This is a genomic window from Pantoea sp. CFCC18179 (genome assembly GCF_059412405.1).
In genome coordinates, this window is the sequence record NZ_JBNBPM010000001.1 from 293,580 (window position 1) to 316,999 (window position 23,420).

A 23,420-nucleotide genomic window follows, 5' to 3' on the forward strand; every position below is an offset into this window, starting at 1 on the left:
GAGGTCAAAAAATTATGGCTAAAATCATAGGCGGTTTAGCAGTTTCCCATACCCCCACCATTGGCTTTGCGGTTGATCACAACAAGCAACAGGAAGGCGCATGGGCACCGATTTTCGATGGTTTTGCACCGATGCAGCGCTGGCTGGAGGAGAAGAAGCCGGACGTGCTGCTGTATGTGTTTAATGATCATGTTACCTCCTTCTTTTTCGATCACTATTCGGCCTTTGTGCTGGGCATTGATGACGAATATGCCGTTGCGGATGAAGGCGGAGGCCCACGTGATTTGCCACCGGTTAAAGGTCATGCGGCGCTGTCACAGCATATTGGTGCCAGCCTGATGGCAGATGAGTTCGATATGTCATTCTTCCAGGACAAAGCGCTGGATCACGGCCTGTTTTCGCCGCTGTCGGCACTGGCACCGTGGCAAGGCGGCTGGCCGATGCAGGTGGTTCCGCTGGCGGTGGGGGTTTTACAGTTCCCGATTCCAACGGCGCGTCGCTGCTATAAACTTGGCCAGGCGCTGAAGCGCGCGGTGGAGAGTTTCCCGGAAGATCTGAAAGTCGCGGTGGTGGCGACCGGCGGCGTTTCACATCAGGTACACGGCGAGCGCTGCGGCTTCAACAATCCCGAATGGGATGCGCAGTTTATCGATCTGCTGATTAACGATCCTGAACGCCTGACCGAAATCACGCTGGCTGAATACGCCACGCTCGGCGGCCTGGAAGGAGCGGAAGTAATTATGTGGCTGATCATGCGCGGTGCGCTATCGGCCAACGTCGAAAAACTGCATCAGGATTACTATCTGCCTTCGATGACCGGTATCGCCACACTGATCCTCGAAAACCAGTCACGCGAAGCGCCGGTCGATGTGCACCAGCGTCAGCGCGATAAGATTAACCTACAACTCAGCGGCGTGGAAAAACTGCCTGGCACCTACCCATTCACCCAAGCGCGCAGTCTGAAAGCGCTGCGTATCAACCGCTTCCTGCACCGCATGATCCAGCCAGAGTGGCGTAAGCGTTTCCGCGACGATCCGCAGGCGCTGTATCAGGAAGCCGGGCTGACCGCTGAAGAGCAAACGCTGATTACCCAGCTCGACTGGCGCGGCATGATCCATTACGGCGTCAGCTTCTTCCTGCTGGAGAAACTGGGCGCGGTGGTTGGCGTGTCTAACCTGCATATCTACTCGGCGATGCGCGGCGAAACGCTTGAACAGTTCCAGCAAACGCGCAATCAGCAGGTACTCTACTCGGTGGCGGGGAAAGCAGACTGATGTTTACGCAACCGGTTATCGACTGCCATCACCACGTTTTTGATCCCAAAAACTTCCCATGGACGCCTGAGAGCGCCTATAACCCGGACGGACACGAGCTGGCGACGCCGGATTACTATCGCGCCGTGATGCAGGCCTACAACATTCGGCACTCGCTGATTGTCGGCCCGACGTCTGGCTACAACACCGACAATCGCTGCCTGCTGGATACCATTAAGCGCGGAGAAGGACGTTTCAAAGGCATTGCTGTTACGCCGCGCGACGTGGATAGCGACACGCTCGCCAGCCTGAAAGATCAGGGCATCGTTGGCATTGCACTTAACGTGGCGATGCTGGGCACCGAACCGTTTATCCAACTTGATGCTCTGATGGGCAGGCTAGCGGAGCTGGATCTCTTTGCCCAGATTCAGGTACAGAACGATCAGCTGTTGGCGCTGTTGCCGCTGCTGTCGCGCACCCGCACGCGCCTGCTGATCGATCACTCCGGCCGCCCCGATGTCAGCGCTGGATTAGCACAACCCGCCTTTCAGGCGCTGCTATCGCTGGCCGGTCAGCAGCGCACCAGCGTCAAACTTTCCGGGTTGGCGAAATTCTCCCGGCAGCCGTATCCCTTCAGCGACGGTCATCCTTATTTGCTGGCATTGCTGAACGCTTTCGGCGCGGAGAACTGCATGTGGGGATCGGACTGGCCTTTCCTGCGTGCCACTGAACGTATGGATATGGGTACGCAATTGCTGCTGATTGAACAGCTGATCCCCGATGAACAGAGCCGCCGTCAGGTGCTTTGGCACACGCCACAGCGGCTGTTTGGTTTTACGGAATTACAGGAGTCACGATGAGAACCATCTATGTACTGAACGGCCCGAACCTCAATCTGTTGGGCACGCGCGAGCCAGAAACCTACGGCTCCGATACGCTGCAAAGCGTGGAAGCGCTGTGCCGCGCAACAGCGGAAGAGTTGGACGTGGCGATTGAATTTCGCCAGACCAATCATGAAGGTGAAATGATTGAGTGGATTCAGCAGGCGCGTTTCGCGGCGCAAGCGCTGGTGATCAACCCGGCGGCGTGGACGCACACCTCGGTGGCAATGCGCGATGCAGTGACCGGCGTGGCATTGCCGCTGTGGGAAGTGCACATCACCAATGTACACAAGCGTGAGCCTTTCCGTCACCACTCCTATCTTTCCGACGTCGCGCAGGGCGTGATATGCGGCTACGGCATTCGCGGCTACCGCTATGCGCTGATGGAAGCGGCGCGCGCAACCTGATTATTGGTCCTGCCCGCACACTTCACGCAGGCAGCGGATCAATGCATCTGCTGCCGGTGAATGGAGACAACCCGCACGCACCGTAAGCCCAATGGCGCGATCGGTATCCGGTAACGGCACCGGTAGCGCCACCAGCGCACCGGAAGCCAGCTCCACTTCCAGCTGGTGCGCGGAGACTGCCGCCAGCATATCCGACTGCATCAGCAAGCCGCGCACTAACGCCAGATCGCCGGTTTCCACCACCGGATCGGGTGCCGGAATGCCCATCGCCTGAAAACTGTTATTCAGCAGATAACGCGCTGGCGTGGCCGAACGCGGCAACACCCAACGCGCAGCCCGCAAATCGTCGGTGGAAAGTTCACGCCCAACTAACGGATGATCGTGACGCGCCAGCAGCACCATGCGTTCAGAGAAAAGCGTTTCGCGCGTCACGTCCAGCGCATCTTCATCGCGGCGCAATGCGCCAAAGATAAAATCGATATCGCCAGATCGCATCTCAGAAGCCAGCACGCCAAAAGCACTTTCGCTGGTTACCACGCGTACGCCCGGATAACGCGCCGTCAGCATCACGATCGCCTGCGGCAGAATGCGCGTACGTCCCAGCGGCAATGCACCCACGCGCACCGTTCCCTCCAGGATCCCGCTGCGGGCGGCAATGTCGGCCGGAATGTGGCGCAGTTCATTTAGCGCACGTCGCACGTTGGCTTCAATTTCACGCCCAGCCAGCGAAGGCATCATGCCGTGCGGCGTGCGCTCCAGCAGCGCGATGCCTGCGCCGTTTTCCAGCACGCGCAGCGCGGCGCTCACTGCGGGTTGGCTCAGTCCGAGGCGGGTTGCCACCGTCTGCATGTGCCTGGTCTGACACAGCGTGATAAAAATTTGCAGCCGACGTACGTTAAACAGCCACAGCGGTTCCGCATCGCTGCGCTGCGCACCGCGTCCTTGCAATTTGGCCAGCCGCTGCGGCACCTGATGCAGCTCCTCAATCGCTCGCAACGCGCGCGGCAGTACACATTTCCCGAAGTCTGTCAGCATCATGCCACCGGCGTGACGTTCAAACAGCGTGACGCCTAACGTGAGCTCAAGGTCGCGAATGGCGCGAGTAATTGCCGACTGGGTGCGAAATAATTCATCTGCCGCCCGTGAGACACTGCCTTGTGCCACGACCTGACTAAATGCCCTGATTTGCATCAGATTTGTCAGCTCCTGCGTGTCCTTTTCTGCCATCTTTCCCTGCCCATTTTCGCCACCGTTCAATGTCGCAATATAAATAAAACGCATACCTGGTGCAATTAAATGAATTATCGCCGTCAGGTTGGCAGTGACAGCATGGAAAAAAACAGCGGAGGAGTATGCCATGACTAACAACACCCCAAAAAAAACCGCGCTGGTGGTCAGCGCTCACTCAGCGGATTTCGTCTGGCGCGCCGGTGGCGCCATCGCGCTGCATCATGCGCAGGGTTATGACGTCCACGTCGTTTGTCTCTCATTTGGCGAACGGGGCGAGTCAGCCAAGCTGTGGCGCAAAGGGGATATGAGCGAGGCGAAAGTCAAAGCCGCTCGCCGCAACGAGGCGCAGGCCGCCGCTGAGATCCTCGGTGCCAGCATCGAATTTTTTGATCTCGGCGATTATCCGCTGCGTGCCGACAAAGAAACCCTGTTCCGCCTTGCCGACGTCTATCGCCGGGTGCTGCCACACTTTGTTCTGACTCACTCGTTGCAAGATCCCTACAACTACGATCATCCGATGGCCACACATCTGGCGCAGGAAGCACGGATTATCGCCCAGGCCGAAGGCTATCGTCCGGGTGAAAAAATCGTCGGTGCGCCGCCGGTTTACTGCTTCGAACCGCATCAGCCCGAGCAGTGCAACTGGAAGCCGGATGTGCTGCTGGATATCACCTCGGTGTGGGACAAAAAATATCAGGCAATTCAGTGCATGGCCGGACAGGAACATCTGTGGGAATACTACACGCGCGTGGCCCAGCAGCGCGGCGTGCAGGCCAAGCGTAATGTCGGCATTACCACCAGCCGCGACATCATTTATGGCGAAGGCTATCAGAGTATCTTCCCGCGCGTGACGGAGGATCTGGCATGAGCATCATCGCTAAAAAAGGCGTTGCGGTGCGCCACATTCCCCGCGCGGCGGCCGCAGATATCGACGCGCTGGCCCGCTCCGGTGTCGCTACCGTGCACGAAGCGCAAGGCCGAAAAGGCTTGCTCGATCCCGCTATTCGCCCGATTCAGAGGGATAGTGCCATCGCGGGCAGCGCGGTCACGGTGCTGGTGGCACCGGGTGACAACTGGATGTTCCACGTCGCGGTGGAACTTTGTCAGCCGGGCGATGTGCTGGTGGTGGCGCCGACCTCGCCGTGCAGCGACGGTTTCTTCGGCGACCTGCTGGCAACGTCACTACAGTCGCGCGGTGTGCGTGGACTGGTGGCGGATGTTGGTGTGCGCGATAGTCGCACATTGCGCGAAATGGGCTTTGCCGTCTGGTCGCGCGCGGTATATGCGCAGGGCACGGTGAAAGAGACGCTTGGTTCGGTGAATGTGCCGCTGGTGTGTGCGGGACAGCTGATCTGGCCGGGTGATGTCATCGTGGCCGATGACGACGGCGTGGTGGTGGTGGCGCGTAACGAGGCTGCCAGCGTGGCAGCCAAGGCGCGTCAGCGTGAAGAGCTGGAAGAGAGCAAACGCCTGCGTTTAGCAGCCGGTGAGCTAGGTCTGGATATCTATCAGATGCGCCCGCGCCTGACAGAGAAAGGGCTGCGCTATCTCGACACGCTTGATCAACTGGAGGATTAACCATGCGCCAGCGTCGCATTCCCTGCTTACTGATGCGGGGTGGCACCTCCAAAGCTGCCTGCTTTCTGGCACAGGATCTGCCAGCGGATCCTGTGATCCGCGATCGGGTGTTGCTGGCGGTAATGGGATCGCCCGATATCCGCCAGATTGACGGTCTCGGCGGTGCTGACCCGCTCACCAGCAAAGTAGCGATCGTCAGCGCTTCGCAACGCGACGATGCCGATGTCGATTATCTGTTTGCCCAGGTCAGCGTCGATCAAGCCTGCGTGGATTACGGGCAAAACTGCGGCAACATCCTCGCCGCCGTTGGGCCCTTTGCCGTCGAACGCAGGCTGGTAAAGGCAGGCAATCAACGCACTCAAGTCCGCATTTTTATGCAGAACACCGGGCAGATTGCCGAAGCTGAGTTCGCCACGCCCGACGGTGAAGTCAATTATGACGGCGACTTACGTATTGATGGCGTGCCGGGCCGCGCAGGCGAGATCGCCCTCACCTTCAAAGACATTGCCGGATCGAGCTGTGGCGCGCTGTTGCCGACCGGTCAGCCACGCGATCGTTTTGATGGCATCGACGTCACCTGCATCGATAACGGCATGCCAGTGATTCTGATACGTGCGGCGGATGTCAATCGCAGCGGCTACGAAAGCCGCGACGCGTTAGATAATGACAGTGAGCTCAAGCAGCGGCTGGAGTCGATTCGCTTGCAGGCCGGGCCGTGTATGAACTTAGGCGATGTCAGCCAGCGTACGGTGCCCAAAGTCACGCTGCTGGCAGAAGCGCGCCACGGCGGTGCGATCAGCTCACGCACTTTTATTCCACACCGCTGCCACGCTTCAATTGGCGTGCTCGGCGCAGTGAGCGTCGCCAGCGCCTGCCTGATCCGCGGCAGCGTCGCCGATGGACTGGCGCGCACCAGCCAGCAATCGCAACAGCGCCTGAGTGTGGAGCATCCCAGCGGCGAATTCAGCGTGCTGCTACAGCGCTCAGGCGATAACCCGCTGGCGGGTTGCGGTCTACTGCGCACCGCACGCGCTATTTTTGCTGGTGAGGTAATGATTCCGGCGGCGGTATGGCCATTCAAAAGGAGTAATGAATGAACATCACCTTTATTGGTTATGGCGAAGCGGGCGGCATCCTCGCCCATGACTTACAGGCGCAGGGCAACGTGGTGACGGTTTGGGATCGCAAAGCCCTCGCGGCAGAAACTCTGCCCGCGCTACAGCAAAAAGCACAAGAGAGCGGCGTGCGGCTGGCGACTTCGCTGGCGGACGCGCTGCAGGACGCCATGCTGGTGTTCTCCACCGTCACCGCTTCTCAGGCACTCAATGTGGCTCAACAGGCGGCAGCACTGTTACAGGCTGGACAGCACTTTCTCGATCTCAACTCGGTGGCACCGCACACCAAACGCGCCGCTGCTGAACTGATTAACGCCGCGGGTGCCAGCTATATCGACGTGGCGGTGATGGCGCCGGTACCGCCCAAACGGCTGGCGACGCCGCTATTGCTTGGTGGTGCTCAGGCTGAAGGTGTGCAGCCGCTGCTGCAAAAATTGGGCTGCAACAGTCGCCTGCTCGGTGCTGAAGTGGGGGAAGCTTCGGCGATTAAGATGTGCCGCAGCGTGATGATTAAAGGCCTCGAAGCGCTAACCACCGAATGCCTGAGCGCGGCGCGGCAGTACGGCGTAGAACAAGCGGTGCTTGATTCGCTGCACGCCAGTTTCCCTTCGCTGGGCTGGAATGATCAGCTGCCGCACTACCTGATTAGCCGCGTGGCGGAGCACGGTCAACGGCGTGCTGAAGAGATGCAGGAAGTGGTGAAAACGTTGCAAGACGTCAAGGTGCCAGCCGCCATGAGCGCCGCGATTGTTGCCACGCAGCAAGGTCTGATTGATGCGTTAAATGCCCGTTCCCTGCGCTATCAACAACTGACACCGTTCGTTTGGCAAGACACGCTGGATAAGATCTATCCACCTCAATGAGTTATACGCCTAGAGGTATGCGTTTTATTTATCGGCAATTGTTTACATTTTTGTAACAGCGTAGCGTAAGCGAAACGAGAAGCACGTTTTAAAACAATAAATATTGGAAGCAGAACATGAAGATTAGAGCATCTGTCGCCCTTTCCCTGCTGCTGGCAGCGGGTATTGGCCAGGCCAGTGCAGCCGTACTGGACGCCAGCCACACCAACCAGGTTATTACCAGTGTCAAAAACAGCATCAGCGCGCAGCATAGCACCGGCTGCGTGGCAGTGGTCGATGCCAGCGGCACGCTGCTGGCCTTTCAGCGTCTTGATGGCGCGTCGCCAGGCTGTGTCGATGCCGCGATTGGTAAAGCACGCACTTCCGCGCTGTATCACGCCCCTTCCCTGAAATTTATGCAGCGTTTGCAGAATGGCGAAACTACCGTGCTCGCCATCCCGCACGCTGTAGCACTCGGTGGCGGTTTCCCGCTGACGCTGCAAAATGAAGTGGTCGGCGCGGTCGGCGTCAGCACCCCCAAACAGGATCTGGATAACCAGGCTTCAGAGGCTGCCGCTCAGGCACTGAAATAACTTTCGAGAATTTCCATGATGACTCTTTCACGCCGCCGGCTGCTGACCGGCACGGCGGGCCTGCTGGTGGCTGGCGTCCTGACGCAGGTGCTTCCTGGCAGCCAGGCTTTTGCCTCGCCGCCGTTGGCCGCCGCAGTCGCGCCTTCCACCAGTTTTACTGCGATTTCCGCCCGATTAACCGGTCTGGAGCAGGCGGATGCCCTGCTGGCGCAGCGCCTCTATAGCTGGCTGCACGACCATTTCCCACAGCTGGATAGCCAGCTCGATATGCTCAACACGCTACTGCAACAGCAACCCACCGCCAACGGCAGCAGCCTGCTGACACTGCTTAATACGCAGCCCAAAGCCCTCAACGATCTCTATCAGGCGCTGGTTTCCGGCTGGTATCTCGGCGTTGTCGGCCCGTTGCCGCGACCGCAATGCATCGCTTTTGAAAATATCGTCAGCTATCAGCTGCTGCGCGATTCCCTGTTACCTCCGAGCTACGCGCCGGGGCAACCTAACTTCTGGACGCAGCCACCTGCAAGGAGAGCACATGTCTGATTCATTAAGCGCCGATGTGGTGGTGATTGGTGCCGGGATTGCCGGTTCTCTGGCGGCGCTAAAGATGGCCAAAGCGGGTGCATCGGTGTTGATGCTGGAGTCCGGTCCGGAGATCAAACGCGATCAGGCGGTAGAGTATTTCCGCAACTCGCCGTTTAAGGGTGACTTTACCGAACCTTATCCGCCGCAGCCGTGGGCACCACAGCCAAAATTCATTCCCAGCGATAACAATTACCTGATCCAGAAAGGCCCGGATCCCTATCGCGCCCAATATCTGCGCGGCACCGGCGGCACCACTTGGCACTGGGCTGGACAAGCGTTCCGCCTGTTGCCAAACGATATGCGCATTCAGTCGCTGTACGGCATTGGTCGCGACTGGCCCATCAGCTATGACGAGCTGGAACCCTATTACTGTGATGCCGAATATCAGATGGGTGTTTCCGGTGACAGCGATCTGGCCTCGCCGCGTTCGCGCCCTTACCCGTTGCCGGGCATTCCACTGCCTTACGGCTTCGATCGCCTGAAGCAGCGCCTCGGCCCGCTGGGTTACGAAGTGGGGATTGGCCCGCAGGCGCGCAACAGCATCGCCTATGATGGCCGTCCGGCCTGCTGCGGCAACAATAACTGCATGCCAGTTTGCCCAATTGATGCGCAGTATCACGGCGGCATCGCTGCACGTAAGGCGCTGGATGCCGGTGTTAAAATCGTCACCAATGCGGTGGTGTTCCGCATTGAGGCCGATGACAAAGGCATCATTCAAGCGGTGCACTATCTCGATCAGAACAAAGCGCGCCATCGTGTCACCGGCAAACAGTTTGTCCTGACCGCCAATGGCATTGAAAGCCCGAAAATCCTGCTGCTCTCCACCAGCGATCGCTACCCGAACGGCATCGCCAACAGCTCTGGCATGGTGGGCCGTAATCTGATGGATCATCCGGGATCGTCAGTGGAGTTCTATGCCGATGAGCCCGTGTGGTTCGGCCGTGGACCGATGCGTCCCGGCAGCATCAATAATATGCGCGACGGCGATTTCCGTGGCGAACGTTCAGCGCTGCGTATCGACCTCGCCAACACCTCGCCGGTGCGCTATCTCACCGAACGACTGGTACGTCAGGGCTACTACGGCAAGGCACTTAACGACAAGTTGGCCTTCCAGGCAGAGCGCTTTGTCCAGCTGAAGTGCCTGCTGGAGATGCTGCCGGAGCCGCAAAACCGCGTCACGCTGAGCAAAACCGAGAAGGATGCCTGGGGCATTCCACGCCTCGAGGTTTACTACAGCTTCCCGGAATATGTGCATCGCGGCTATGACCAGTCGATGATCGATTTCCAACGCATGGTGAAACAGATGGGCGGAACCGAGGCGGTCTACAGCAAACGCGGCGTTTACGACAACAACCAGCACATCACCGGCACCATGATCATGGGCAGTAATCCGCAGGATTCAGTAGTGGACGGTCACTGCCGTACTCACGATCACCCGAATCTGTTTATCGCTGGCACCGGCATTATGCCGTCAGCTTCGACGGTCAACTCAACACTGACCGGAACCGCGCTGGCGTTACGTATGGCCGACAGCGTTCTGACAAGCTTGTAAGGAGCATCCGATGAAACCTGTATTTATTCAGGCCGCCATCGCGGTGGTCTTGATGCACTGCGCCATGGCGCAGGCGGCAGACAATGCTGCCCAGATTAAGCGCGGCGAATATCTGGCGCGCGCCGGCGACTGTACTGCCTGTCACACCGCTACCAACGGCCCGCTGTTTGGCGGCGGCTTTGCAGTCAGTACGCCTTTCGGCCAGATCTGGGGCAGCAATATCTCCTCCGATAAACAGTACGGTATTGGTAGCTGGAGTGACGATCAGTTCGTTGCAGCAGTGCGCGACGGTATTGGCAAAAATGGCGAGCAGCTCTATCCAGCTATGCCATATGACTCCTTCACCAAAATGAAGCGCGACGATGTGCTGGCGATCAAAGCCTATCTCATGTCGATGCCACCGGTGCATCAGGCTTCACCGCAAACCGACCTGCCGTTTCCGTTCAATCAGCGCTGGGGAATGCGCTTCTGGAAGTGGTTTAACGTTGATAAGGGCGAATTGCAGAACGATGCGCAGCAGAGTGCGCAGTGGAATAATGGTCGTTATCTGGTTGAAGCGCTGGCGCACTGCGGTACTTGCCATACGCCACGTAATCTGACCATGGGCATGGATAACGATAAAGCACTGGCCGGCGGCGATCTCGGCGGCTGGATGGCGTACAACATTACGCCGGATAAGCAGGCAGGCATCGGTGACTGGAGCCAGCAACAGCTGGTGACCTACCTGAAAACCGGATTTGTCGCCAATAAAGCCAGTGCCTCCGGCCCGATGGCCGAAGCTGTTGAGCACAGTCTGCAATATCTGCCGGAGAGTGATCTGCAGGATATCGCCACCTATCTGCGCGACGTTAAGCCACAGCCAGACTTGCAGCAAACCCGTGCGCGCGACAGTTGGGGACAACCTTCCACCGCGCTGATTGATCTGCGCGGTGCCGATGACGCGACCCGCAATGCCCAACCCGGCGCGGTGCTGTTTGCCGGTAACTGTGCTAGCTGTCACGGCGCGGAAGGTGCGGGATCGGGCAGCGGTTTCCATGCATATCCGTCGCTGTTCCATCACACCAGCACCGGCGCGGTAGATGGATTAAACGTGGTATCGGTGATCCTCAATGGCGTGCATCGCCATATGACTGAGGGCGAAGTCTTTATGCCGGCTTTTGCACCCGAGCTTAGCGACCAACAGGTGGCAGACGTCAGTAACTTTGTTACTCAGCAGTTTGGTAATCCAGCGGCGGCTAAGGTGAATGCAAAGCAGGTGAAAACGTTAAGAGAGGATGCCAAGCTGGCTTTTCCAGCGATTTACGCTCAGGGTGATAAGCCTTAATCAACTTACTCGGCGACGCAAGACGCGTCGCCGAGGTGTAACGCATTATTGATAATTCACTGTCACCTGGCTGCTAATCACTCGTAATCCCGGCGGTAACGCACCCTGCCCTTGAAAGCCAAACGCCAAATGCAACGTCTCATCCGCCGCGACGTTTGCTAAACCACGCGTGCTGCCGTTAGCGCCTTCAATTTCGACACAACGGTCAGCCGCACATAACCGCACCACCAAACCCGACGGCGCGGGGCGGCTAAGCTGATAGCGCCAGTTCACAATCGAGATATTGCCCGGCGCGGCCGAAGGTGCTTTCAGCGCGGGCGTCATCAACCAGTTGCCACGCACACCCAGGCTCGGCCCGCTGGCGTTCGCAGTCCAGGCACCGTCGGCGGCATCGCTTGCCAAAGGTAATGACATCATCGGCAACATCATTAACGCCCAGCACCAACGACGCATTATTTGCCTCCAATGGTGGCGGTCATGCGGATCTGGCGATTGTCGGTCAACTCCATATTCGACAACACAATCAACTGCGGCAAATTGCGACGCAGGAAGCGCGCCAGCAGCGCACGCAGCGGATGATTCACCAGCAGCACTGGCGGCGCGCCGGCCATTTCCTGTTGCTGCAATGCGCCTTGCGCCTGCACCATCAGACGATCGGCCAGGCCAGGTTCCAGTCCACCGCCACCCTGCAAGGCTTGCAGCAGCAAGCGTTCGAGCGTGGCATCCAGACCAATGACCTGCACTTCGCCATTGCCTGGGAACCACTGCTGGGTAATCGCACGACCGAGCGCCACACGCACCACGCTGGTCAACTCTTGCGGATCGTTTTGTACCGGCGCATGTTCCGCCAGCGTTTCGATAATGGTGCGCATATCGCGAATCGACACGCGCTCAGTCAGCAGGTTTTGCAGCACTTTATGCAGCGTGGTTAAGGTGATGACGCCCGGCACCAAATCTTCCGTCAGCTTCGGCATCTCTTGCGTGACGCGATCCAACAGTTGCTGCGCTTCCTGACGACCAAACAGCTCGCTGGCGTATTGACCAATCAGATGGTTGAGATGTGTTGCTACCACGGTGCTGGCTTCGACCACGGTAAAGCCCTGAATCTGCGCCTGCTCTTTCAATGCGCTGTCGATCCAGATCGCCGCCAAGCCAAAAGCAGGATCGACGGTCGGTTCACCCGGCAGCGAACCGGCTGCGGTACCTGGGTTGATCGCCATCCAGCGGCCCGGATACGCATCGCCGCTGCCTATTTCCACCCCTTTCATCAGAATGCGATAGCGCGCAGGCGGCAGTTCCATGTTGTCGCGGATATGCACCACCGGCGGCAGGAAACCAACCTCTTGCGCCACTTTCTTACGAATGCTGCGGATACGTCCCAGCAGCTCGCCATTTTGCAGGTGATCGACCATCGGAATCAGGCGATAACCGACTTCCATACCCAGCGAATCTTCCAGTTGCACATCGGTCCACGACGCTTCGACCGTGGAGGGCGTTTCCTGAGTTTTCACCAGACTGGCGGATTCTGCCGGTTTCTTCGGCTGCATTTCACGGCCGCGCAACCACCAGGCGAGGCCCAGTAATGAAGCGGTGAATAACAGGAACACAAAGTTTGGCATGCCCGGCACCAGGCCAAGTAAACCAATCACGCCGCCGCTGAGCATCAGCACTTGTGGGTTTTTAAACAGTTGCGAAACCATCTGTTCGCCGACATCCTGATCGGTGCCGACACGCGTAACGATAACACCGGCCGCGGTAGAGATAACCAGCGCTGGAATTTGCGCCACCAGGCCATCACCGATGGTCAACAGCGTGTAGGTTTCGCCCGCATGACCGAGATCCATACCGTGCTGCACCACACCAACCAGCAACCCGCCTATGACGTTTATCACCATGATCAAAATGCCGGCGATGGCATCACCACGCACGAATTTACTCGCACCGTCCATCGAACCGTAGAAGTCGGCTTCCTGCGTGACCTCGGTACGACGTTTTTTAGCTTCCTCTTCACCAATCAAACCGGCGTTGAGATCGGCATCGATCGCCATCTGTTTGCCGGGCATACCATCCAGCACAAAACGCGCGCCGACTTCGGCGATACGACCAGCACCTTTAGTGATAACCATGAAGTTGATGATAACGAGGATGATAAACACCACGATACCAATGGCGAAGTTGCCGCCGACGAGGAAGTGACCAAAGGCTTCAACCACGCGCCCCGCCGCATCCGCACCGGTATGACCTTCCAGCAAAATAATACGCGTCGAGGCGACGTTCAGTGCCAGACGCAGTAGCGTCGAGAACAGCAGAATGGTGGGGAAAGCGGCGAATTCCAGCGTGCGCTGGGTGAACATCGCCACCAGCAGCACCATGATTGACAGTGCAATGTTGAAGGTAAACAACAGGTCGAGAATGAACGCTGGCAACGGCAGCACCATCATCGACAGGATCAACATGATCAGTACTGGACCGGCCAGCACCTGCCACTGCGTATCTTTAAAGTTGCCCGGTAAACGCAGCTTCTCGGCTAAGTTAGCCATCGTTTCTGTTCTCTCCTGCAAAGTCCATGTCTGCCGGAACCGGCAGGTTTTTTGGTTTGTTTGGAATCAGGCCGCCTTCACGCTTCCAGCGCCGCAGCTGCCAAACCCATGCCAGCACTTCGGCCACCGCGCCATACAGCGCGCCGGGGATGAACTGACCAATTTCTGTGTGTCGATATAATGCACGCGCCAGCGGCGGTGCTTCCAGAATCGGGATGCGATGCTCTTTAGCTAATTCACGAATTTTCAGGGCGATATCACCGGCACCTTTTGCTACCACTTTCGGCGCGCTCATCTTGCCTTCCTGATATTTCAGTGCCACCGAATAGTGCGTCGGGTTGGTGACAATAACGTCCGCTTTTGGCACATCAGCCATCATGCGACGGCGTGCTGCGGCACGCATTGCCTGGCGAATGCGTCCTTTAACGTGCGGATCGCCTTCGTTCTGTTTGTGTTCGTCACGGATCTCCTGGCGCGTCATCTTCAGCTTTTTGAAGTAGCTATATAGCTGCCAGAACACGTCAAAGCCGACCATCGGGAACAGACCCAACATCACCAAGCCGCAGCAGGCGGCCATCAGCGATAATCCGTGATGCAGCGCGTTGATCGGCGGTTCGCTCATTAAACGCAGCATTTCTTGCCAATGGCTCCAGATGTACCAACCCGCCACCAGCGCCACCAGCGTCGCTTTCATGATCGACTTCAGCAATTCAGCAGCGGTTTGGCCGGAGAACATGCGACCGATACCGCTCAGCGGGTTGAGCTTTTTCACATCGAACTTGATGGATTTACCGCTGATATTGAGGCCACCGAGCGCCATCGGTGCCGCAATCGCCACCACCACCAAACCGCCCATCAGCGGCAGCACCGCAATCATCGCTTCTTTAATCAGGCTACCGATGTGGGCGATGATCACTTTGTCATCCGTCACCATGCCGTGATCGAAGCGAAATCCGGTGGCAACCATACTGGCCAGTCGTTCCGCCATGCTGTTGCCACCAACCCACAAAATCAGCAAGCCAATCAACAACATCATTACTGAAGTCAGTTCGCGCGAACGCGGAATCTGCCCTTCCTCACGCGCCTTTTCAAGTCGGTGGGGTGTGGGCGATTCTGTTTTGTCCTCGTTACTCTCTTCAGACACGGCACAACCTCAGCCAGCAGGAATTCTGAGCATAGAATGCCAAAAGCCCGTCAGGCTAAAGCGCGGATTAAAGGGGAGAAATGTGAGTTTATTTAGCCATAAGTGAAATTGGGTTGAGGTGCAGAATAACAGCCATGCAATAAAGGCATAAAAAAAGGCGTCCTGCGCCATGACTAAGCATGTGTAGGACGCCTTTATCCAAAGCACTCGTTTTGCCGTAAACCAAACAAATGCACAATGTCAGTAGTGTTTTGCAAAGTGTGTGCCAATCACCAAACTGTGGATTTCAGGCGGTTTTGCATTGGGCAAGGTGATTTAGACGGCTGGTTTGCACGGTGACGAAGCAAGGCTGCACATTTTCTGTGCAACTCGCCTTAATTTGCCTTATAAGCCATCCAAAGCAAAAGCCATGCCGTGCTGTAGTTTTAATGGACAGATTTGCGCCCGGAAATTCCGAAAGTCACAAAATTGTTTCGCTGAGCAATCTTTTTTAATCTTAAGAAATAGATTAATCTTATTTACCATTTTTGATTGGACCTGGCAGTGACTAAAAGCCACTGCGCAGCCGGTTATTGTTAACTCGCACAAATAAATTAACCCAGCTTATCTATCACCGTGACTATGCGTTTTATATCATCGGCCTGCGTCGCTTTTTCGCCCGGTAGCACGGGATTTATCAGGGTGCAATGGTTTGAATTCTCAAAAGTCTTAGGTAGACTTAGTTCAGCACTATCTTTCTGTAATCTGTCTGTTTTTTTGATGGCTTTCTCGCTGCCTAATCTGCCCGCCTTCATGGCTCGTGCCGCAGATTACTCTGCAGCTAATCTGATGAAATTTGAGGATCATGGTGAATAAGAGTCTCGTGCTTACATTGCTGGCGGTTTTAACCTTGGCCGGTTGTAAAGCGCCGCCACCGCCGGTTAACGACGATACGCTGGTCACCAGCGAAGTGAACGGCGTGAAGCTGGTTCATCGTAATGCGGTGGCAGCGCCAGGCGAGTTTACGCCCGTGAATGAGAGCTATCGTGCGTTGTATGCCGCATCCGTTATGACCACGCCCGATTTCGGTGGCAAAGTGGTGCGCTATCTGGATAACGCCAAACCGTTTGAAGTATTGGGTCGGGTTGAACACAGCTGGTTAGCCGTGGCTGATGAACCTAACGGCCAGTTGATTGGCTATATTCCACCGAAAGCCGGTGTGGAAAGCAGTCGCTACGACGCTACCATCCGTAGCGATCGTCCGCGTCCCCGCCGTAATAGCAAGCAAGTCTGCGTCGCCGTAGGTGGTGCCAGTAAAGCTTGTCGCACTAACGATACCGCGACCTGGATTTTAGACTGATAATGCAATCCGGCGCACAGCGTCCGCGGCGGTTCTGATGCCGCGGACTGTGATTTTCGCCCTTGCCAGGACAATCGAGATTTAATGACTCAGGATTCCCTTGCGCGCGATGGCATTGTCGCGAGCAATGATAACCTTTTGCTTAATGCCGCAGCACCGATCCTGAATGCCGTGGTACGTATACGGCAGGCCGCTACACATGACGATCCCGCGGGTTTACGTCAGTTATTGATCGAAGAAATCCGTCTATTTGAACAGCGTTGTAAACAAGCCGGTTTGCCGTTTGAGATGATCATCGGCGCGCGCTATTGCCTGTGCAGCGTATTGGATGAAGCCGCCGCGCAAACGCCGTGGGGCACACGCGGCGTGTGGTCCGGCAATGGCATGTTAGTCACGTTTCATAACGAAAGCTGGGGCGGCGAAAAAGTGTTCCAGCTTTTATCGCGCGTATCGCAAAGCCCACAGCAACATTTGTGGCTGCTGGAAGTGATTCACTACTGCTTATTGCTGGGCTACGAAGGCCGTTATCGCGGCAGTGACAGCGGGCGCGCACAGTGTGACGGCATCCGCAAACGCCTGGCACAATTGATTGCTGAAAATCGTCCCTCAAGCGCTAATCCCGTGACGCCATTAGTGGAAGTGCATCCACTGGTCAGCACCTTGACGCGTCCGATGGTGCCGCTGTGGGCGTGCGTGACCTTAGCCACTTTGGTGGCCTGTTTGATTTACAGTGGCCTGAATTGGCGACTTGGCAATGCCGCGGAACCGCTGCTGCGTGCCATCTACCAAACCCCGCTACCGCAAATTACCCCCGGACGTCGCCCCACTTCGCCGCAGGCGTTGCTCGATCTGCATCAACGCTTGAATGATGTGATTGCCGCTGGTCAGTTGGAAGTGAGCGATGGCGCGTTCGGCAGCAAAGTGATTATTCCCGCCGATAAACTGTTCGCCAGCGATGGCACCGTGGTGAATCAAGTCGGCCGCGCGCTGTTAGCGCACGTCGCCAGCGCGATGAAAACCGTCAAAGGCACGGTGCTGGTGTCGGTGTACACCGATAACAGCCCGGTGGATGGCCGTTTTGCCTCAAGCTATGAATTCTCATCGGCCCGTGCCCGCGCGGTGACGCAATTGCTGAATCCGCAGTTGGCTGAAGGCCATAGCGTCAAAGCCGAAGGCCGTGGCGACAGCAATCCGCTGCTACCTAATGACAGCAACGAAAACCGCGCACGCAATCGTCGCGTGGAAATCACTCTGTTTGCGACCCCGGAAACCCTTGGCAATCATCAGGGAGACCAATGATGCGCGCATCACTGCAACATCTGTTAACCCATCGTCTGCTGTGGAGCCTGATTGGCGTCACCGCATTGAGCTGCGTGCTGTGGATGCTCGGCCCGTTGTGGAGCTGGGGCGATACACGTCCGCTCGAGCCGGTTTTGCCGCGCCAGTTAGCGGTGGGTTTCTTGTTCTTCCTGTGGCTGCTGTTCCAGTTCATTCCCGCATTGTGGCGCGGCTGGTTCAACAGCAAATTGCTTAATCGCTTACAGCAGATGAGCCAGGAAGAGTTATCCGATCGCCAGGCCACCGAAACCTTGTTAACCCAGCGCTTCAGCGAAGCCGCGCTGCGTTTAAAGCGCACCCAATTTGGTCGCCGTCATCAGAAAAGCTGGCTAGCGCGTTTTCAAAGTCATTATCTGTATCAACTGCCGTGGTACGTGATGATTGGCGCGCCCGGTGCCGGTAAAACCACGGCACTGCTCAATGCCGGATTAGAGTTTCCGCTGACCGATAGCCTTGGTAAAGCGGCGATTCGCGGCGTCGGCGGCACGCGCCATTGTGATTGGTGGTTCACCGACAGCGCAGTGCTGATCGATACTGCGGGACGCTATGCCTTGCAAGAGAGTCAGCGCGCGCGGGACGGCGCAGAGTGGCAGAGCTTCATCAATCTGCTGAAACGCTATCGCACCCGCCAGCCGATTAATGGCGTGATCATGACTATCAGCGTCTCCGATCTGCTGACCGACTCCGCCGAAGCACGCCACGCGCAGGCCAGCGCGTTACGCGCTCGTATGGCGGAATTGCACCAACACACCGGCATTCATTTCCCGGTGTATGTGATGGTGACCAAAACCGATCTGCTGAAAGGCTTTATGAGTTTCTACGGCGCGCAGAGCAAACAGCAGCGCGATGCAATTTGGGGCTTCACGTTCCCGTGGGAACCCGGTAAGCCGCATAAAGACAATTGGCATCGTAGCTTTGCCCAGCAATACCAACACGTTGAGCAGCGCTTGCAGCAACAGTTGGCGAATGTGATGTCGGCGGAACGCGATTTGACCCAGCGTGCTGATAGCTTCCTGTTCCCGCAAGAATTCAGTTCGTTGCGCCCATTGTTGAATGAATATCTTGATGTGGTGTTTTCCAGCCAACAAGAGCCGATTGCCTGGTCACCGCGCGGTCTGTTCTTCACCAGCGGCACCCAGGAAGGTTTACCGTTTGACCGCATCATGGGCGAACTGAACCGCAAATTGCAGTTGCCGCATACCGGCGAAAGCAGCCTGGCGGCGTGGGATAGCGTCAATCGCAGCAGCCCGATTCCGGGCAATAAAGGGCAAAGCTTCTTTATTCGCGATTTGCTGAGTGATTTGGTGTTCCGCGAAAGCGGCCTGGCGGGTAGCAATCGCCATTGGGAATACCGCAATCGCCTGTTTCACTGGATTGGTTACGGCGCGCTAACCGGCGCATTGCTGCTGCTTTCAGGTTTGTGGCTCACCAGTTACATCCAAAACCAGCGTTATCTGGACCAGGTTGCGGCGCGCATCGTCCCGATTACCACGCAAAGTCAGCAGGTGATTCATCAGCCCGCCGATAATATTTTTGATCTGCTACCCTTCTTAAATAATCTGGTGAAGCTGCCGCTGTCCGAGCGTTTTTCCCTCGACAATCCACCGCTTACCATGCGCGTAGGATTGTATCGCGGCAACCAGGTGAGCGATGCGGCGTGGGCGCTTTATCAAAATGCGCTTAAGTCTTTACTGTTGCCACGCGTGGCCCAGCAGATCACCAATTTGCTGCGTGACGATCCTGGCAACGATAACGAATACAGCCGTAATGCGCTGCGTGCGTATCAGATGCTGTATCAACCGCGCAATTATGATGGCGAGTTCCTGCGCGGCTGGTTGATGCAGAATTTACAGCGTACCTTGCCGAATGATGTCAGCGCGCGTGATTTACAGCAGCTTGACTGGCATCTGAGCCAGCTATTAGACCAGCAAATCCAGTCTTCGCCCTATGCGCGTGATAATGCGTTAATGATGCGCAAGCTTGCGGAGAATCTGAAAAATGCCGGTGACGATAGCAATATGCTGGCGATTGCGCCGCAGGCCGTTTCGCAGCGATTGACCAAACACAGTGAGTAATGGTGAGGTAACGATGCCGACACACACTGCGCCTGGCTGGTATGGCAAATTACCGGCAACCGGCGATTTTTTACGCCAGCGTCTGAGCGAAAATACCGTGACGCCCTGGAGTCATTGGTTTCAGCAAGGTTTGATGCAGTGGCATCAGCAACCGGATGCCACTACCGCACAATTTTTGCGCGCGCCGGTGTGGAACTTTGTGTTGCCGCTCTCGCCATTACGCCAGCACGTGCAGATGGGCTGCTTATTGCCGTCCTGCGATCGCGTGGGTCGCGCGTGGCCGCTGCTGGCGTTGCGCAGTTTTCCAGTAAATAGCTGGCACAGCTCGCAACTCGGCGTTTCCGGCGACTGGTTTCAGGAGTTAGGCGCGTTGCTGTTGCATGCGGTGCGCGATCGGCTCAATCCCGATGCGCTGGAACAACAGATGCAGCACTTATCACCGCTGCTGGTACCGGATACGCAGCGCAGCGACATCATGGATGTGATCGGTTTTGAAGATTTACCCTGCACGCTAAGCTGGCGTGAAGTGGCTGACAGGTTCGATCCGCAGCAGCACATTAGCTACTGGTGGAGTAATCGCAGTGACGGTTTTGGTCATGCCACGCATAAACACAGTGGCCCGCTCACTGCGCAACTTTTTTCGCTGTTATTTAACCCGGCGTCTGGTGCACAGCCGGGCCGCAACGGCCTCTATCCACCGATGTTTGAATAGGCCGTGGCGTTTGCCTCGTAACGGGATGACTCATGCAATTTACCATTGTGCAGTGCAATACGGATGTGCCCGCAAAGACGGTTGCCTTCAAACCGCCCGGCGGCACCATTGGCCGCAGTCAAGATAACGATTTGGTTTTGCCTGATGAATCGCGGGCAATATCGCGTTTGCAGGCGCTGGTGCACCTGTCTGCAGAAGGTGAATGCCGCTTGACCAACCAAGGCAGCGTCACCTCGGTGGTGCTGAATGGCGTCGCGTTGGCGCGCGGATCGCAAGTGGCGCTGCACGATGGCGATACGCTGCAAATTGGCGATTATGGATTGGAAGTGCGCGATCCCCTTCAACTTAATGGTCAGCATGATGATCCGTTGGCGTTATTTGCTGAGAGCCATGCTGATCCGCTGGGCATGTTGCAGGAGCCGGAGATCGTTCCCGAACCCGCCGCACGTCAGGAACGCCGCAACGACCCGCGTTTGGCGATTGATCCGCAAAGCGATGCTCCGACGTTGCCCAGCGTGCAGCCGGGTGTCGATCAAGACAAACTGATTGCCGCGTTGCTGGAAGGGATGGGGCTGAATAACGGCCATCAAACCGCCATTACCGAAGAGCAAATGCGCGTCACCGGACGCATGCTGAGCCTGTTTTCCCAAGGCACCGTCGCCCTGCTTTCTTCGCGTTCGATTCTCAAACGCGGCGTGAAAGCCGACATGACGATGATCCTCAACGAAGCGAATAACCCTTTCAAAATTTTGCCATCGGGTAAAACCGTCTTGATGCAGATGTACCAAAGTCAGATGCCCGGCTTTATGCCACCAGAACCGGCGGTACGTGATGCGTTGGTCGATTTACAAGCCCATCAACTCGGTATGATTGCCGGCATCCGCGCGATCATTGCGGCGATGCTGCAATCCTTCAATCCGCAGCGGCTGGAAGAGGAAGCGCGCAAAGATGGCGTGCTGCCAAAACTGGCGTTCAGCGGCGGGCGTAAAGCGGCGCTGTGGGACTACTTCTCGCGCCACTATCAGCGCACCGCTGGCGAGATCGAAGATGACTTCCACACGCTGTTCGGCGAAGCCTTCCTGCATGCCTACGATATGGAAGTGAATCAGTACAAAGATTCCCAAACGCGGACTGAAGACGCATGAAAATGATGTTTGCCAGCCGCTGCCAGCAAGGCATGCGCGATGAAAATCAGGATCGCACCGGCGCCGAGTTAGATGATCATAAAGCCTGTTTTTTAGTGTGCGATGGCGTTGCCGGCCTGCCCGGCGGCGATATGGCGGCACAGCTGGTGCGCGACACCTTGCTGACACAACTTCAGGAAAGCGCTGTTTTCACGCCAGAAAGTACCCGCGCGGCGATTGAACGCTGCCAGCAAGTGTTGGTTGAGGCGCAGGGAAACAATCCGAATTTTTCACGCATGAGCACCACTCTTGCCGCGCTGTTTATTGACCGTGAAAAACAGCTCGCATGGTGGGCGCACGCAGGTGATAGCCGGGTTTATCACTTCCGTCATGGGGTGCTAAATCAGGTCACCCGCGATCACAGTTTGGCCCAGCAATTGCGCGAAGCGGGCTATGAAAATACCGGCATTAACAGTAATTTACTTTATAATGCGCTCGGTATTGAGCCCGCCCGTCCGGCCACCTTTAGCGAGGTGATCGCCTTGACCGACGGCGATGCGTTTTTGGTGTGTAGCGACGGATTTTGGCTCAATCTCACCACCCACGAAATGGAACTGGCACTGCGCATGGTGAATGCCTGCGAAGAGTGGCTGACTTTGATGGAACAAGCCGTTAACCGCAGTGTGAAAAGCGACAATCTCAGCGCCCTGGCAGTCTGGATTGGCGAACCGCAGGAAGCGACGCTGCTATATTCCCAGGCTGATGCGGCACGTTTTATGCCGTCACGTTATTGATAGGACTCTTATGAAAGTGTGGTTGACGGGCTTTGCAACCCTGTTGCTGGCCTTTAATGCGCAGGCAGAAGATTATCGTGTGGTGTATTCACCCAGCCTGTCATTGGAAGTCTACATTGATGACGTGGCCAGCAAAGCGCCAAACGACTGGTGTAAAGAGACGCTACCGTTGCGCATTGTGTCGGGTAAAAGCACCGACTCCAGTATTCTCACCAGTTTCCTGCCGCGCGTCGGCACGTTGCTGGCGAATCAATGCGGCTTGCTGGATGAGCTTCCGTGGCAAATGACCAACAAAGACGGCAGCGTGTTAGCAAACGGTAGCGCGGCTAAATTGCAGAACTGGCGTCCCATTGTCCTGAACGATGCCACTGCCAGCGCCACCGCCAATAACGCTGCGCCGCTCGATCTGTCACGCCCGGCGGACAGCACGCCGTTGCAACATTTTGCCCTGCCCGGTGGCTGCCATTTCCGAACCTGGTGGGACGACAAAGGTGAATCGCTGTTCATCCCAGACAACCCGCAACAGCACTGCTCGACCGAAGGTTGGCTGGAAGGCCCAAGCGACATGACGCTGATGAGTGATGGCAAAGCGCGCAGCGTGGCGCTGAACTTCTATCAAGGCTATCCGATCACTAACCTGAAACTCAGCGGGCCGCCGCTGGAAGTGGTATCGGTCAATAATCAACGCATGATTGTTTCGCGCCCGGATGCCGAGGATAGCTGGCTGGTACTGCCGTTTGACGCGCAACAACATGTCTGGCGTTTCAATGGCACGTTGTTACTGAAGATGGATAAAACCGCGGATCAAGACAACGATACGATCAAACAGCGGGTTGAGACGTTACGCGGCGTGTGGTCGCCGCAATTTATGCCACAGCAAAAAGTGACTGTGTTACTGATTGACACCCTGCATGCGGATCTGGCCGATCCGGCGATTGGTGCCTGGCGTAACATTAATTAATTAGCGGTCGTCGCTACCGTCAAGAATTTGGCG

22 protein-coding genes are annotated in these 23,420 nt (G+C 56.8%); 18 read left to right on the forward strand and 4 right to left on the reverse strand.

Annotated elements, in window-relative coordinates; genetic code table 11:
- Positions 1-14: 14 nt before the first annotated feature.
- Genes ACPUC7_RS01390 through aroQ form a run of 3 tightly spaced genes read left to right on the forward strand, consistent with a single transcriptional unit; the run spans position 15 to position 2,541 of the window.
- A complete protein-coding gene (locus ACPUC7_RS01390) occupies positions 15-1,274 on the forward strand; it encodes a gallate dioxygenase (RefSeq protein ID WP_494921483.1) in 1,260 nt (419 codons plus the stop codon).
- Positions 1,274-2,113 (forward strand): amidohydrolase family protein, encoded by an 840-nt coding sequence (locus ACPUC7_RS01395; protein WP_494921484.1) that lies wholly within the window; start codon positions 1,274-1,276, stop codon positions 2,111-2,113. Before ACPUC7_RS01390 ends, ACPUC7_RS01395 begins: the two co-directional genes overlap by 1 nt.
- Positions 2,110-2,541, forward strand: a complete 432-nt coding sequence (gene aroQ, locus ACPUC7_RS01400; RefSeq protein ID WP_494921485.1) for a type II 3-dehydroquinate dehydratase — start codon at positions 2,110-2,112, stop codon at positions 2,539-2,541. The genes ACPUC7_RS01395 and aroQ overlap by 4 nt, the downstream gene beginning before the upstream one ends.
- Here the strand turns inward: aroQ and ACPUC7_RS01405 are convergent, their stop codons facing one another.
- Complete coding sequence (locus ACPUC7_RS01405) at positions 2,542-3,768, reverse strand: LysR family transcriptional regulator (RefSeq protein ID WP_494921486.1); 1,227 nt, start codon at positions 3,766-3,768, stop codon at positions 2,542-2,544.
- Positions 3,769-3,898: 130 nt separating this feature from the next.
- On the opposite strand from ACPUC7_RS01405, the gene galB reads away from it, so the two are divergent.
- The 8 genes from galB (at position 3,899) to ACPUC7_RS01445 (ending at position 11,360) form a co-directional block, all read left to right on the forward strand.
- Entirely contained in the window at positions 3,899-4,639 is a 741-nt protein-coding gene (galB, locus tag ACPUC7_RS01410) for a 4-oxalmesaconate hydratase (protein ID WP_494921487.1), read from the forward strand.
- Positions 4,636-5,349 carry a 4-carboxy-4-hydroxy-2-oxoadipate aldolase/oxaloacetate decarboxylase gene (locus ACPUC7_RS01415; protein ID WP_494921488.1) on the forward strand — a complete coding sequence of 238 codons (714 nt, stop codon included), beginning with the start codon at positions 4,636-4,638 and terminating at the stop codon, positions 5,347-5,349. Before galB ends, ACPUC7_RS01415 begins: the two co-directional genes overlap by 4 nt.
- A gap of 2 nt (positions 5,350-5,351) precedes the next feature.
- Positions 5,352-6,446 (forward strand): 4-oxalomesaconate tautomerase, encoded by a 1,095-nt coding sequence (locus ACPUC7_RS01420; RefSeq protein WP_494921489.1) that lies wholly within the window; start codon positions 5,352-5,354, stop codon positions 6,444-6,446.
- Positions 6,443-7,327, forward strand: a complete 885-nt coding sequence (locus ACPUC7_RS01425) for an NAD(P)-dependent oxidoreductase (protein WP_494921490.1) — start codon at positions 6,443-6,445, stop codon at positions 7,325-7,327. The genes ACPUC7_RS01420 and ACPUC7_RS01425 overlap by 4 nt, the downstream gene beginning before the upstream one ends.
- A 116-nt stretch (positions 7,328-7,443) precedes the next feature.
- Positions 7,444-7,899, forward strand: a complete 456-nt coding sequence (locus ACPUC7_RS01430; RefSeq protein WP_494921491.1) for a GlcG/HbpS family heme-binding protein — start codon at positions 7,444-7,446, stop codon at positions 7,897-7,899.
- A 15-nt stretch (positions 7,900-7,914) separates the two neighbouring features.
- Positions 7,915-8,442, forward strand: coding sequence for a sugar dehydrogenase complex small subunit (locus ACPUC7_RS01435; RefSeq protein WP_494921492.1), 528 nt, complete (start codon positions 7,915-7,917; stop codon positions 8,440-8,442).
- Positions 8,435-10,036, forward strand: coding sequence for a GMC family oxidoreductase (locus tag ACPUC7_RS01440; protein WP_494921493.1), 1,602 nt, complete (start codon positions 8,435-8,437; stop codon positions 10,034-10,036). The genes ACPUC7_RS01435 and ACPUC7_RS01440 overlap by 8 nt, the downstream gene beginning before the upstream one ends.
- A gap of 10 nt (positions 10,037-10,046) precedes the next feature.
- Positions 10,047-11,360: a c-type cytochrome gene (locus ACPUC7_RS01445; RefSeq protein WP_494921494.1), complete on the forward strand. Its 1,314-nt coding sequence runs from the start codon at positions 10,047-10,049 to the stop codon at positions 11,358-11,360.
- Between the two features lie 45 nt (positions 11,361-11,405).
- Here the strand turns inward: ACPUC7_RS01445 and flhE are convergent, their stop codons facing one another.
- From flhE to flhB, 3 genes are read right to left on the reverse strand one after another with little or no spacing between them, the layout of a single operon-like run.
- Positions 11,406-11,813 (reverse strand): flagellar protein FlhE, encoded by a 408-nt coding sequence (flhE, locus tag ACPUC7_RS01450; RefSeq protein WP_494921495.1) that lies wholly within the window; start codon positions 11,811-11,813, stop codon positions 11,406-11,408.
- Positions 11,813-13,900 (reverse strand): flagellar biosynthesis protein FlhA, encoded by a 2,088-nt coding sequence (flhA, locus tag ACPUC7_RS01455; protein WP_494921496.1) that lies wholly within the window; start codon positions 13,898-13,900, stop codon positions 11,813-11,815. Before flhA ends, flhE begins: the two co-directional genes overlap by 1 nt.
- Positions 13,893-15,044: a flagellar biosynthesis protein FlhB gene (gene flhB, locus ACPUC7_RS01460; RefSeq protein ID WP_343552609.1), complete on the reverse strand. Its 1,152-nt coding sequence runs from the start codon at positions 15,042-15,044 to the stop codon at positions 13,893-13,895. Before flhB ends, flhA begins: the two co-directional genes overlap by 8 nt.
- 844 nt (positions 15,045-15,888) lie before the next feature.
- On the opposite strand from flhB, the gene ACPUC7_RS01465 reads away from it, so the two are divergent.
- From ACPUC7_RS01465 to ACPUC7_RS01495, 7 genes are all read left to right on the forward strand, one after another.
- Positions 15,889-16,383 (forward strand): SH3 domain-containing protein, encoded by a 495-nt coding sequence (locus ACPUC7_RS01465; RefSeq protein WP_343552608.1) that lies wholly within the window; start codon positions 15,889-15,891, stop codon positions 16,381-16,383.
- An 84-nt stretch (positions 16,384-16,467) separates the two neighbouring features.
- Positions 16,468-17,682 (forward strand): type IVB secretion system protein IcmH/DotU, encoded by a 1,215-nt coding sequence (gene icmH, locus ACPUC7_RS01470; protein ID WP_494921497.1) that lies wholly within the window; start codon positions 16,468-16,470, stop codon positions 17,680-17,682.
- Complete coding sequence (gene tssM / locus ACPUC7_RS01475) at positions 17,682-19,796, forward strand: type VI secretion system membrane subunit TssM (RefSeq protein WP_494921933.1); 2,115 nt, start codon at positions 17,682-17,684, stop codon at positions 19,794-19,796. The genes icmH and tssM overlap by 1 nt, the downstream gene beginning before the upstream one ends.
- 13 nt (positions 19,797-19,809) lie before the next feature.
- On the forward strand, positions 19,810-20,508 hold the full coding sequence (gene tagF, locus ACPUC7_RS01480) for a type VI secretion system-associated protein TagF (protein WP_494921498.1): 699 nt from the start codon (positions 19,810-19,812) through the stop codon (positions 20,506-20,508).
- Positions 20,509-20,540: 32 nt separating this feature from the next.
- Positions 20,541-21,653 (forward strand): type VI secretion system-associated FHA domain protein TagH, encoded by a 1,113-nt coding sequence (gene tagH, locus ACPUC7_RS01485; protein WP_343552605.1) that lies wholly within the window; start codon positions 20,541-20,543, stop codon positions 21,651-21,653.
- A complete protein-coding gene (locus tag ACPUC7_RS01490) occupies positions 21,650-22,426 on the forward strand; it encodes a PP2C family protein-serine/threonine phosphatase (RefSeq protein ID WP_494921499.1) in 777 nt (258 codons plus the stop codon). The genes tagH and ACPUC7_RS01490 overlap by 4 nt, the downstream gene beginning before the upstream one ends.
- 10 nt (positions 22,427-22,436) lie before the next feature.
- On the forward strand, positions 22,437-23,387 hold the full coding sequence (locus tag ACPUC7_RS01495; RefSeq protein WP_494921500.1) for a hypothetical protein: 951 nt from the start codon (positions 22,437-22,439) through the stop codon (positions 23,385-23,387).
- The last annotated feature ends 33 nt before the right edge of the window (positions 23,388-23,420 follow it).

Coding starts and splice junctions, on each gene's coding strand:
- ACPUC7_RS01425 (WP_494921490.1), top strand. CDS start 6,443: ATGAACATCACCTTTATTGGTTATGGCGAAGCGGGCGGCATCCTCGCC.
- tssM (WP_494921933.1), top strand. CDS start 17,682: ATGCGCGCATCACTGCAACATCTGTTAACCCATCGTCTGCTGTGGAGC.
- galB (WP_494921487.1), top strand. CDS start 3,899: ATGACTAACAACACCCCAAAAAAAACCGCGCTGGTGGTCAGCGCTCAC.
- ACPUC7_RS01490 (WP_494921499.1), top strand. CDS start 21,650: ATGAAAATGATGTTTGCCAGCCGCTGCCAGCAAGGCATGCGCGATGAA.
- tagH (WP_343552605.1), top strand. CDS start 20,541: ATGCAATTTACCATTGTGCAGTGCAATACGGATGTGCCCGCAAAGACG.
- flhE (WP_494921495.1), bottom strand. CDS start 11,813: ATGCGTCGTTGGTGCTGGGCGTTAATGATGTTGCCGATGATGTCATTA.
- aroQ (WP_494921485.1), top strand. CDS start 2,110: ATGAGAACCATCTATGTACTGAACGGCCCGAACCTCAATCTGTTGGGC.
- flhA (WP_494921496.1), bottom strand. CDS start 13,900: ATGGCTAACTTAGCCGAGAAGCTGCGTTTACCGGGCAACTTTAAAGAT.
- tagF (WP_494921498.1), top strand. CDS start 19,810: ATGCCGACACACACTGCGCCTGGCTGGTATGGCAAATTACCGGCAACC.
- ACPUC7_RS01405 (WP_494921486.1), bottom strand. CDS start 3,768: ATGGCAGAAAAGGACACGCAGGAGCTGACAAATCTGATGCAAATCAGG.
- ACPUC7_RS01420 (WP_494921489.1), top strand. CDS start 5,352: ATGCGCCAGCGTCGCATTCCCTGCTTACTGATGCGGGGTGGCACCTCC.
- ACPUC7_RS01395 (WP_494921484.1), top strand. CDS start 1,274: ATGTTTACGCAACCGGTTATCGACTGCCATCACCACGTTTTTGATCCC.
- ACPUC7_RS01465 (WP_343552608.1), top strand. CDS start 15,889: ATGGTGAATAAGAGTCTCGTGCTTACATTGCTGGCGGTTTTAACCTTG.
- icmH (WP_494921497.1), top strand. CDS start 16,468: ATGACTCAGGATTCCCTTGCGCGCGATGGCATTGTCGCGAGCAATGAT.
- ACPUC7_RS01435 (WP_494921492.1), top strand. CDS start 7,915: ATGATGACTCTTTCACGCCGCCGGCTGCTGACCGGCACGGCGGGCCTG.
- ACPUC7_RS01390 (WP_494921483.1), top strand. CDS start 15: ATGGCTAAAATCATAGGCGGTTTAGCAGTTTCCCATACCCCCACCATT.
- ACPUC7_RS01440 (WP_494921493.1), top strand. CDS start 8,435: ATGTCTGATTCATTAAGCGCCGATGTGGTGGTGATTGGTGCCGGGATT.
- ACPUC7_RS01430 (WP_494921491.1), top strand. CDS start 7,444: ATGAAGATTAGAGCATCTGTCGCCCTTTCCCTGCTGCTGGCAGCGGGT.
- ACPUC7_RS01415 (WP_494921488.1), top strand. CDS start 4,636: ATGAGCATCATCGCTAAAAAAGGCGTTGCGGTGCGCCACATTCCCCGC.
- ACPUC7_RS01445 (WP_494921494.1), top strand. CDS start 10,047: ATGAAACCTGTATTTATTCAGGCCGCCATCGCGGTGGTCTTGATGCAC.
- ACPUC7_RS01495 (WP_494921500.1), top strand. CDS start 22,437: ATGAAAGTGTGGTTGACGGGCTTTGCAACCCTGTTGCTGGCCTTTAAT.